Source organism: Pseudomonas sp. TE6283 (genome assembly GCF_054060555.1).
On the sequence record NZ_JBSSDH010000010.1, the window covers coordinates 186,156 to 196,875 of the forward strand.

8 protein-coding genes are annotated in these 10,720 nt (G+C 63.9%); 3 read left to right on the forward strand and 5 right to left on the reverse strand.

Going from position 1 to position 10,720, the window contains the following annotated elements; all coding sequences use genetic code 11:
- Positions 1 to 105 precede the first annotated feature (105 nt).
- A complete protein-coding gene (locus tag ACVWZ5_RS15765; protein WP_062575587.1) occupies positions 106 to 1,773 on the forward strand; it encodes a putative bifunctional diguanylate cyclase/phosphodiesterase in 1,668 nt (555 codons plus the stop codon).
- A 52-nt stretch (positions 1,774 to 1,825) separates the two neighbouring features.
- Here ACVWZ5_RS15765 and ACVWZ5_RS15770 read toward each other — a convergent pair whose 3' ends face one another.
- From ACVWZ5_RS15770 to ACVWZ5_RS15790, 5 genes are all read right to left on the reverse strand, one after another.
- The gene (locus tag ACVWZ5_RS15770) at positions 1,826 to 3,319 is read right to left on the reverse strand and encodes an acetyl-CoA hydrolase/transferase family protein (RefSeq protein ID WP_028689916.1); all 1,494 of its coding nucleotides are present in this window, start codon (positions 3,317 to 3,319) and stop codon (positions 1,826 to 1,828) included.
- A gap of 188 nt (positions 3,320 to 3,507) precedes the next feature.
- Positions 3,508 to 4,944: an NAD(P)(+) transhydrogenase (Re/Si-specific) subunit beta gene (locus ACVWZ5_RS15775; protein ID WP_084942333.1), complete on the reverse strand. Its 1,437-nt coding sequence runs from the start codon at positions 4,942 to 4,944 to the stop codon at positions 3,508 to 3,510.
- A gap of 2 nt (positions 4,945 to 4,946) precedes the next feature.
- The gene (locus tag ACVWZ5_RS15780; RefSeq protein ID WP_023631272.1) at positions 4,947 to 5,261 is read right to left on the reverse strand and encodes an NAD(P) transhydrogenase subunit alpha; all 315 of its coding nucleotides are present in this window, start codon (positions 5,259 to 5,261) and stop codon (positions 4,947 to 4,949) included.
- An 11-nt stretch (positions 5,262 to 5,272) separates the two neighbouring features.
- Positions 5,273 to 6,394 carry a Re/Si-specific NAD(P)(+) transhydrogenase subunit alpha gene (locus tag ACVWZ5_RS15785; protein ID WP_258800609.1) on the reverse strand — a complete coding sequence of 374 codons (1,122 nt, stop codon included), beginning with the start codon at positions 6,392 to 6,394 and terminating at the stop codon, positions 5,273 to 5,275.
- A gap of 441 nt (positions 6,395 to 6,835) precedes the next feature.
- Positions 6,836 to 7,735 carry a LysR family transcriptional regulator gene (locus ACVWZ5_RS15790; protein WP_258800608.1) on the reverse strand — a complete coding sequence of 300 codons (900 nt, stop codon included), beginning with the start codon at positions 7,733 to 7,735 and terminating at the stop codon, positions 6,836 to 6,838.
- Positions 7,736 to 7,898: 163 nt separating this feature from the next.
- Here ACVWZ5_RS15790 and ACVWZ5_RS15795 point away from each other — a divergent pair, with 163 nt between their 5' ends.
- Both ACVWZ5_RS15795 and ACVWZ5_RS15800 read left to right on the forward strand, forming a co-directional pair.
- Complete coding sequence (locus ACVWZ5_RS15795; RefSeq protein ID WP_028689912.1) at positions 7,899 to 9,080, forward strand: acyl-CoA dehydrogenase; 1,182 nt, start codon at positions 7,899 to 7,901, stop codon at positions 9,078 to 9,080.
- Between the two features lie 14 nt (positions 9,081 to 9,094).
- A complete protein-coding gene (locus ACVWZ5_RS15800) occupies positions 9,095 to 10,315 on the forward strand; it encodes a CaiB/BaiF CoA transferase family protein (RefSeq protein ID WP_186600760.1) in 1,221 nt (406 codons plus the stop codon).
- Positions 10,316 to 10,720: the final 405 nt, after the last annotated feature.

Consider the following 10,720-nt stretch of genomic DNA (forward strand, 5'->3'; position numbering starts at 1 on the left):
ATGGTGGCCAGGGATGGGCAATGACTAAAAGTGAAAATCATTTCCAATTAATCGGGTAGGATTGCCCGCGCTCGCCGTTCCACCGCCCACGTCTAAGGAGCCCGCTTGTCCACGCCTGTCGAACCCCTGCGTTTGCTGCTGTTGGCTGATGAGTCGGAATGGGCCGTGCATCTGCGCGAGTGCTTGCAGCCGATGGGCGGCAGCGTCGTGCTGCTGACCGCGCCAAACTGGGCGGCGGTGGACAGCCTGTTCGCCAACGACCGCCAGGCCGTGGTGCTGGCCACGCCAGAGCTGCAGCCGGCCCCGGGGCGTTGCGAGCTGCCGACCATCCTGCTGCTGGAGCAGGAGCCGGCCAGCGCGCCGCTGGGCGTCAGCGACTGGCTGGTGCTGGCGCAGCTGACCACCGATACCCTGCGTCGCTCCCTGCGCCATGTGCGTGAGCGCGGTGTGCTGGTGGCCACCCTGCAACGGCTGGCCGAACAGGATCCGCTGACCGGCATCGCCAACCGCCAGGGCTTCCAGGCCCTGCTGACCGCGCGCCTGGCCGAGAACGAAGGCCGCGGCCTGGCCCTCGGCCACCTCGACCTGGATAACTTCCGTCACGTCAACGATGCCCTCGGCCACCAGGGGGGGGACCGCCTGATCCTGCAGGTGGTCGCCCGGCTGAAGCACCAACTGGAGGCGAGCGATCAACTGGCGCGCCTGGGCAGCGACGAGTTTGCCCTGCTGATCGACACCCGGCGCGACCCCAACCGCGCCGAGTGGATGGCCGAGCGCATTACCGAGGCGCTGACCGAGCCCTACTGGATCGACGGCGAGAGCCTGCTGCTCGGCTGCAGCCTGGGGATCGCCCATGCCCGCGCCCAGGCCGGTGCCGACCCGCTGATGTGGCACGCGCACATCGCCATGCGCCAGGCCAAGAGCAGCCAGGGCTGCACCTTCCATGTGTTCAACGAGCGCATCAACCGCAACGCCCGCAGCCTGGCCGACCTGGAAAGCGAGCTGCGCCGCGCCCTGCGCCGCGACGAGCTGGAGCTGCACTACCAGCCGCGGCTCAACCTCGCCGACGGCCGCATCGTCGGGCTCGAGGCACTGGTGCGCTGGAACCATCCCGAGCGCGGCCTGCTGGCGCCCAGCGAATTCGTGCCGCTGGCCGAACAGAGCGGGTTGATCGTGCCGTTGGGCTACTGGGTGATCTCCCGGGCGCTGAGCGACATGCAGGCCCTGCGCGAGCGCGGCCTGGCGCCGCTGCACATGGCGGTGAACCTGAGCTTCCGCCAGTTCCAGGACAGCCAGTTGCTGGCCACCCTGAGCCGGCTGATCGTCGAGCACGGCGTCGATGCCCGCTGGCTGGAGTTCGAACTGACCGAGACCGCCGTGATGCGGCGCAACGAGCTGGTGCGCCAGACCATGGACGCCCTGGGGCGCCTGGGGGTGCGCTTCTCGCTGGATGACTTCGGCACCGGCTTCTCGTCGTTCGTGCACCTGAACAGCCTGCCGATCACCCTGCTCAAGGTCGATCGCAGCTTCGTCGGCGGCATGGAGCAGCGCGAGGAGAACGCCAAGCTGGTGCACGCGATGATCAACCTGGCGCACAACCTGAATCTGGAGGTGGTGGCCGAAGGGGTGGAGAGCGAGGAGCAGCTGGCGTTGCTGCGGGCATTCGGTTGCGACCAGGTGCAGGGGTTCCTGGTAAGCCGGCCGTTGCCGGTGGAGGCGTTGATCGAGTACCTGTTGCAGGTGCCGAGCCCGGGTCTGGCGCAAACATTGTAGGTTGCGCATTGGGGCGCAAAGCGCCCCCGGCAATTTCAAGCCGTAAAGATGATCAACCGACCAACATGCGCCCGGTCTCTTCCAGGTTTTCATGCCAGCTCAAGGCTTCGCGCAGGATATGCGGGGTATGCCCGCCACGCTGGCAGGCGCGCTCGAAGTAATCGTTGAGCGCTGCGCGGTAGTCCGGGTGCACGCAATTGTCGATGATCACCCGGGCACGCTCGCGCGGTGCCAGGCCACGCAGGTCGGCCAGGCCCACCTCGGTCACCAGGATGTCCACGTCGTGCTCGGTGTGGTCGACGTGGCTGACCATCGGCACCACGCTGGAAATCGCGCCGCCCTTGGCGATCGACTTGGTGACGAAGATCGCCAGGTGTGCGTTGCGGGCGAAGTCGCCCGAGCCACCGATGCCGTTCATCATCTTCGTGCCGCAGACGTGGGTGGAGTTGACGTTGCCGTAGATGTCGAACTCCAGCGCCGTGTTGATGCCGATGATCCCCAGGCGACGCACCACTTCAGGGTGGTTGGAGATTTCCTGCGGACGCAGCACCAGCTTGTCCTTGTAGCGCTCCAGGTTACCGAACACGTCGGCGTTGCGGCGGCTCGACAGGGTGATCGAGCTGCCCGAGGCAAAGCTCAGCTTGCCGGCGTCGATCAGGTCGAACGTCGAGTCCTGCAGCACTTCGGAGTACATGGTCAGGTTGTCGAACGGTGACTCGATCAGGCCGCACATCACCGCGTTGGCGATGCTGCCGATGCCGGCCTGCAGGGGGCCGAGGTTGTTGCTCATGCGCCCGGCGTCCACCTCGCCCTTGAGGAAGGCGATCAGGTGGTCGGCAATGCCCTGGGTCTCGTGGTCAGGCGGCAGCACGGTGGACGGCGAGTCCGGCTGATCACTGATGACGATGCCGACGATCTTGGCCGGGTCGATCGGGATCGCGGTGCTGCCGATGCGGTCGTCGACCTTCACCAGCGGGATCGGCGTGCGGGTCGGGCGGTAGGTCGGGATGTAGATGTCGTGCAGGCCTTCGAGGTTGGCATGGTGCGACAGGTTGATCTCGACGATGACCTGCTTGGCGAAGATCGCGAAGCTGGCCGAGTTGCCGACGGAGGTGGTCGGCACGATATGGCCTTGCTCGGTGATTGCCACCGCTTCGATGACCGCGATGTCCGGCAGGGTGAGCTGTTTGTTGCGCAGCTGCTCGACGGTTTCCGACAGGTGCTGGTCGATGAACATCACCTTGCCGTCGTTGATGGCCTTGCGCAGGGTGCTGTCGACCTGGAACGGCATGCGCCGGGCCAGCACGCCGGCCTCGGTCAGTTGCTTGTCCAGGTCGTTGCCCAGGCTGGCGCCGGTCATCAGGCTGATCTTCAGCGGCGACTGTTTTGCACGCTCGGCCAGTGCGTGGGGCACGGCCTTGGCTTCGCCGGCGCGGGTGAAACCGCTCATGCCGACGGTCATGCCGTCCTGGATCAGGCCAGCGGCGTCAGCCGCACTCATAACCTTGCTGTGCAGGGAGGACAAGCGGATACGATCACGGTACATGGATTGTTATCTCAGGCTACTGAAGCTACTGGAAGCGCAGTCTAGAGATTTCACCCGGAACCGTCCCGCGACCATGGTCGTAGGCGAAGGCCGGAAGTAGAGCCGTTGATCTGGATCAAGCCAATGAAAAGGCCCCTGGGAATATCTCCCCAGGGGCCTTATGCACTTCTTACAGGCGCAAGGTCGGGTCAGTCCACGGCCTTGACCATGTCCTCGATGACTTTCTTGGCGTCACCGAACACCATCATGGTCTTGTCCAGGTAGAACAGTTCGTTGTCCAGGCCCGCGTAGCCGCTGGCCATGGAGCGCTTGTTGACGATGATGGTCTTGGCCTTGAAGGCCTCGAGGATCGGCATGCCGGCAATCGGCGACTTCGGATCGTTCTTCGCCGCCGGGTTGACCACGTCGTTTGCGCCCAGCACCAGTACCACGTCGGCCTGGCCGAACTCGGCGTTGATGTCTTCCATCTCGAACACCTGGTCGTACGGCACCTCGGCTTCGGCCAGCAGCACGTTCATGTGGCCTGGCATACGGCCAGCAACCGGGTGGATCGCGTATTTCACGGTCACGCCGTTGTGCACCAGCTTCTCGGTCAGTTCCTTGAGCGCGTGCTGGGCGCGCGCCACCGCCAGGCCGTAGCCGGGAACGATGATCACGCTGTCGGCGTTGCTCAGCAGGAAGGTGGCGTCGTCGGCCGAGCCGGACTTCACCGGGCGCTGCTCCTTCGAACCCTGCGCCGCGCCGATATCGGTATCGCCGCCGAAGCCGCCGAGGATGACGTTGAAGAACGAACGGTTCATCGCCTTGCACATGATGTACGAGAGGATCGCACCGCTGGAGCCCACCAGGGAGCCGGCGATGATCAGCATCGAGTTGTTCAGCGAGAAGCCGATACCCGCCGCCGCCCAGCCCGAATAGCTGTTGAGCATCGACACCACCACCGGCATGTCGGCGCCGCCGATCGGGATGATGATCAGCACGCCCATGACGAAGGCCAGGGCCAGCATCAGGGTGAAGGCGCTGTAGTGGCCGGTGAAGGTGAACAGCAGTCCCAGGGTGATGGTCGCCAGGCCCAGGATCAGGTTCAGCTTGTGCTGGCCGGCGAACTGTACCGGTGCGCCCTGGAACAGGCGGAACTTGTACTTGCCCGACAGCTTGCCGAAGGCGATCACCGAGCCCGAGAAGGTAATCGCACCGATGGCCGCGCCGAGGAACAGCTCCAGGCGGTTGCCGGTGGGGATCGGGTCGCTGATGCTGGCGACGATGCCCATCGATTGCGGCTCGAGCACCGCGGCGATGGCGATGAACACCGCGGCCAGGCCGATCATGCTGTGCATGAAGGCGACCAGTTCGGGCATCTTGGTCATCTCGACGCGCTTGGCCATGATCGAGCCGGCGCTGCCGCCGACCAGCAGGCCGACGATGACGTAACCGATGCCAGCGGTCGCCAGCTCCGCGCCAAGCTTGTAGATCAGGCCGACCGTGGTGAGGATGGCGATGCCCATGCCGATCATGCCGAACAGGTTGCCCCGGCGTGAGGTGGTCGGGTGCGAGAGGCCCTTGAGCGCCTGGATGAAGCAGACCGAGGCGACCAGGTACAGAAGCGTTACCAGATTCATGCTCATGCTTACTTCTGCCCCTCGTTCTTGGTTTTCTTCTTGAACATTTCCAGCATGCGGCGGGTGACCAGGAAGCCACCGAACACGTTGACCGCGGCCAGCGCCACGGCCAGGGTGCCCATGACCTTGCCGGCCGGGGTGACGGTCAGCGCGGCGGCCAGCATGGCGCCGACGATCACGATCGCGGAAATGGCGTTGGTGACCGCCATCAGCGGCGTGTGCAGGGCCGGGGTGACGTTCCACACCACGTGGTAGCCCACGTAGATGGCCAGCACGAAGATGATCAGGTTGTAGATGCCGTGGGAAATCAGCATGTCTTCCATTGTCGTGCTCCTCAGCCGTTCTTGCGCACGACCTGGCCGTCGCGGCACATCAGGCACGCGGCGACGATGTCGTCTTCGAGGTTGATGACCAGGTTGCCGTCCTTGTCGAACAGCAGCTTCATGAAGTCCAGCAGGTTGCGCGCGTACAGCGCCGAGGCATCGGCGCCGACCTGGGCCGGCAGGTTGGTCGGGCCTACTAGGGTCACGCCGTTGTGCGTGACGACCTGATCGGCCACGGTCAGCGGGCAGTTGCCGCCCTGGGCAGCGGCGAGGTCGATGACCACCGAGCCGGGTTTCATCTGCGCCACGGTTTCAGCGCTGAGCAGGGTCGGCGCCTTGCGCCCGGGAATCAGCGCGGTGGTGATGACGATATCGGCTTGCTTGGCGCGTTCGTGCACGGCCTGGGCCTGGCGCTGCATCCAGCTGGCCGGCATCGGTCGGGCATAGCCGCCGACGCCTTCGGCGCATTCGCGTTCTTCATCGGTCTCGTAGGGCACATCGATGAACTTGGCCCCCAGCGATTCGATCTGCTCCTTCACCGCCGGGCGCACGTCCGATGCTTCGATCACCGCCCCCAGGCGCTTGGCCGTGGCGATGGCCTGCAGGCCGGCGACGCCGGCGCCGAGGATCAGCACGCGGGCGGCTTTCACCGTGCCGGCGGCGGTCATCAGCATGGGCATGAAGCGCGGGTAGTGGTGAGCTGCCAGCAGCACGGCCTTGTAGCCGGCGATGTTGGCCTGGGACGACAGCACGTCGAGGCTCTGGGCCCGCGAGGTGCGTGGCGCGGCTTCCAGGGCGAAGGCGGTGATGCCGCGTTCGGCCATCTTGCCGATCAGTTCGTTGTTGAAGGGGTTGAGCATGCCCGCCAGCAGGCTGCCGCTGTTGATCAGCGCCAGTTCCTGGTCATTGGGCGCGACCACCTTGAGCACCAGCTGCGCGCCAAAGGCGTCAGTGGCTTCGCCCAGGGTGGCGCCCACGGCCTCATAGGCACTGTCCGGAATGCTGGCGTTGAGCCCTGCCCCCCGTTGCACGGTGACCTGATGGCCCTGGCCTACCAGTTTCTTGATGGTTTCCGGGGTCGCGGCGACCCTTGTCTCACCCGTCTGCGTCTCGAGAGGAACACCAATGTGCACGACTATGTCTCCTGCGGTGACCTTTATTGTCTTTATGGAAACCAGCGCACTTCGGGTGGTGCGGCTGGGCGGCCGTAGAGCACGACTCCGCCTGGTTCGAGGCGGGAGAGGCATTTTGCAGACGAACCCAGGGGCCTTCAACAGGTTCTGAAGCGAAACGAACTTAAAACTACAAGTCACCCTGTGACCGTATGTCGCAACGATTCCAATCCGGCCCGTCAAATACGCGCTATTCGCAGCTTAGGGGAAAAAATGAAAAAATTTCGGTCGTTTTCGTTCGCGGCGTTGTGAATGTTGCAAAATAAGCCGCAAACCCGCGCAGTCATTAGGGTTGCTACGGTTTTTCCGGCATACGGAACAGATTACGAATTTGCGACAAATCCATATATCTGTAGGTGTTTAAAATAATTGACTACGGGGTCAATTTCTTGATTCCTGACCTTACCCGGCGGCGGTGTACTGCTTTGCCTGCGCCACCAGCCAGTCGCGAAACGCCCGCAGCGAAGCGGACTCCACCTTTCGCTCGGGGATCATCAGATGGTAGGCCTTGTCGCTGGACAGGGCATGCCTGTTAGCGACCAGCAGTCGACCTTCCTGCAACTCACGCTGGATCAGGAACGGCGGGATCAGCGCGATACCCATGTCATGCATGGCGGCCTGGGCCAGCATGGAGAACAGTTCGTAGCGCGGGCCGGTCATGTCGCGTTCGACGCTCAGGCCCAGGCCGTCGAACCACTGCCGCCAGGCATAGGGGCGCGTGGTCTGCTGTAGCAGGGGCAGCTCGGCGATGCGCCGGGCGTCGAGGCTGGCTCGCCCTTCCAGCAGCGCAGGGCTGCACACCGGCACGGGGTTCTCGCCCATCAGGCGGTGGGATTGGGTGCCGGACCAGTCGGCATCGCCGAAGTAGATGGCGGCGTCGAAGGGGGTGTCGGCGAACAGGAAGGGGCGGGTGCGGTTGGTCAGGTTGACCGTGACCTCGGGGTGGTGCTGCTGGAAGTCCTTCAGGCGCGGCAGCAGCCATTGCGTGCCGAAGGTTGGCACCACTGCCAGTTCGATCACGTTGGCGCCTTGCTGGCGCATCACCGAAAGCGTGTCGCGCTCCACCGCATCCAGCTGCGCAGCCACCTGGCGGCTGTAGGAGAGCCCGGCTTCGGTCAGTTTCACGCCCCGGCGCGAGCGACGGAACAGTTCCACGTTGAGGAAAGCCTCAAGACCACCAATCTGCCGACACACGGCGCCTTGGGTCAGGGCCAGCTCCTGGGCGGCCTTGGTAAAGCTCTCGTGACGCGCGGCTGCCTCGAAGCAGACCAGGGCGGTGGTGCTGGGGATCTTGCGGCGCATGTACGTCAACCTCACTTGTCTGGCTTTGAACAGGGCATTCCGATGATTACGAAGTGAGAAAATATCACTAAACCGTGCGCAATCCTCGTTTGTCCCGGGGGCCGATCAGGCCTAGGATCAATCCAGCACAACAATTCGTTCCCATCTTTCGAGGAATCCGCACATGGCTGGCAAGGCAAGCTTCAACTGGATCGACCCGCTGCTGCTGGATCAGCAGCTCACTGAAGAAGAGCGCATGGTTCGCGACAGCGCCTATCAGTTCGCCCAGGACAAGCTGGCACCCCGTGTGCTGGAGGCGTTCCGCCACGAGCAGACAGACCCGGCGATCTTCCGCGAGATGGGTGAAGTCGGTCTGCTCGGCGCGACCATCCCTGAACAGTACGGCGGCAGCGGCCTGAACTATGTGTGCTACGGCCTGATCGCCCGCGAGGTGGAACGCATCGACTCCGGCTACCGCTCGATGATGAGCGTGCAGTCGTCGCTGGTGATGGTGCCGATCAACGAGTTCGGCACCGAGGCGCAGAAGCAGAAGTACCTGCCGAAACTGGCCAGTGGCGAGTGGATCGGCTGCTTCGGCCTGACCGAGCCCAATCATGGTTCCGACCCGGGCTCGATGATCACCCGCGCCCGCAAGGTCGACGGTGGCTATCGCCTGACCGGCAGCAAGATGTGGATCACCAACAGCCCGATCGCCGATGTATTCGTGGTCTGGGCCAAGGACGATGCCGGCGATATCCGCGGCTTCGTGCTGGAGAAAGGTTGGGACGGCCTCAGCGCCCCGGCCATCCACGGCAAGGTTGGCCTGCGCGCTTCGATCACCGGCGAGATCGTCATGGACAACGTGTTCGTGCCGGAGGAGAACATCTTCCCGGACGTGCGTGGCCTCAAGGGCCCGTTCACCTGCCTGAACTCTGCCCGCTATGGCATCTCCTGGGGCGCCCTGGGCGCCGCCGAGGCCTGCTGGCACACCGCGCGCCAGTACACCCTGGACCGCCAGCAGTTCGGTCGCCCACTGGCTGCCAACCAACTGATCCAGAAAAAGCTGGCCGACATGCAGACCGAGATCACCCTGGCCCTGCAAGGCTGCCTGCGCCTGGGGCGGATGAAGGACGAGGGCACCGCGGCGGTCGAGATCACCTCGATCATGAAGCGCAACTCCTGCGGCAAGGCCCTGGACATCGCCCGTTTGGCCCGTGACATGCTGGGCGGCAATGGCATCTCCGACGAGTTCGGCGTGGCCCGCCACCTGGTCAACCTCGAGGTGGTCAACACCTATGAAGGGACCCATGACGTGCACGCGCTGATCCTCGGGCGTGCGCAGACCGGCATCCAGGCGTTCTATTAATAGAGGACCAGGCCATGGGCGCGCTTTCCCATCTGCGGGTGCTGGATCTTTCCCGGGTGCTGGCCGGCCCCTGGTCCGGCCAGATTCTGGCCGACCTTGGCGCCGATGTGATCAAGGTCGAGCGTCCGGGAGCGGGTGACGACACCCGTTCCTGGGGGCCGCCCTTCCTGCGCGATGCCCAGGGCGAGAACACCAGCGAGGCGGCCTACTACCTGTCGGCCAACCGCAACAAGCGCTCGGTGACCATCGACTTCACCCAGCCGGAAGGCCAGCGGCTGGTGCGCGAGCTGGCGGCGAAGTCGGATATCGTCATCGAGAACTTCAAGGTTGGCGGGCTGGCGGCCTATGGGCTGGACTATCAAAGCCTGAAGGCAGTCAATCCGAAGCTCATCTACTGCTCGATCACCGGCTTCGGCCAGACCGGGCCGTATGCCAAGCGTGCCGGCTACGACTTCATGATCCAGGGGCTGGGTGGGCTGATGAGCCTGACCGGTCGCCCGGAGGGTGAGGAGGGGGCCGGGCCGATGAAGGTCGGGGTGGCGCTGACCGACATCCTCACTGGGCTGTATTCCACCGTGGCGATCCTGGCGGCCCTGGCGCACCGTGACCAGTCAGGTATCGGCCAGCACATCGACATGGCGCTGCTGGATGTACAGGTGGCCTGCCTGGCCAACCAGGCAATGAACTATCTCACTACCGGCGCCGCGCCTCGTCGGCTGGGCAATGCGCATCCGAACATCGTGCCGTACCAGGATTTTCCGACGGCCGATGGCAACTTCATTCTTACCGTGGGCAATGACGGGCAGTTCCGCAAGTTCGCGGAAGTGGCCGGGCAGGCGCACTGGGCGGATGACCCGCGCTTCGCCACCAATAAGCAGCGAGTGGCCAACCGTGCCGAGCTGATTCCGCTGATTCGCCAGGCCACGGTGTTCAAGACCACGGCCGAGTGGGTGAGCGAACTGGAGAAGGCGGGCGTACCGTGCGGGCCGATCAACGACCTGGCGCAGATGTTCCGGGACCCGCAGGTGCTGGCCCGTGGGTTGGCGGTGAATGTTCCCCATCCGTTGGCGGGCAGTGTGCCGCAGGTGGCCAGCCCGATCCGGTTGTCGGAGACGCCCGTGGAGTATCGGCAGGCGCCGCCGTTGCTGGGGGAGCATACCGAGGCGGTGCTTGGCGATGTGCTGGGGTTGGATGGGGCGGCGGTTCAGCGGCTCCGGGCTGCCGGGGTGCTGTGACACGCTACCTGCATAGGAGGAGGCAGGGAGGCCGATAGGCCTCCCTGCTTTTGTCTTGGGGCTGTTTATATAGGAGGTACCAGAGCTTCTGACGCGATCTTTTTGATTTTTATGAAATTAACGGTTGACGCCCTGCCAGATCCCCTTATAATGCGCCCCACTTCCAGCGACATCGGAACAAAAAACTCCTTGAATATCAATGAGTTGATTGTTGGAGAGGGTCGCGGAGGTGCTTCGATCATCTGATCGGCAGCGGTGAAAAAGGCAGTTGACAGCAGGTTGTAACGCTGTATGATTCGCCTCCCGCTACGAGAGATCGCAGCGAGTCAAGTGTTTGAAGTGAAACGAATTCTTCGTTAAAAACCTCAAAATAAACGCTTGACAGCAAATGAGGAAAGCGTAGAA

Coding starts and splice junctions, on each gene's coding strand:
- ACVWZ5_RS15775 (WP_084942333.1), bottom strand. CDS start 4,944: ATGAGCATGAATCTGGTAACGCTTCTGTACCTGGTCGCCTCGGTCTGC.
- ACVWZ5_RS15800 (WP_186600760.1), top strand. CDS start 9,095: ATGGGCGCGCTTTCCCATCTGCGGGTGCTGGATCTTTCCCGGGTGCTG.
- ACVWZ5_RS15790 (WP_258800608.1), bottom strand. CDS start 7,735: ATGCGCCGCAAGATCCCCAGCACCACCGCCCTGGTCTGCTTCGAGGCA.
- ACVWZ5_RS15780 (WP_023631272.1), bottom strand. CDS start 5,261: ATGGAAGACATGCTGATTTCCCACGGCATCTACAACCTGATCATCTTC.
- ACVWZ5_RS15795 (WP_028689912.1), top strand. CDS start 7,899: ATGGCTGGCAAGGCAAGCTTCAACTGGATCGACCCGCTGCTGCTGGAT.
- ACVWZ5_RS15770 (WP_028689916.1), bottom strand. CDS start 3,319: ATGTACCGTGATCGTATCCGCTTGTCCTCCCTGCACAGCAAGGTTATG.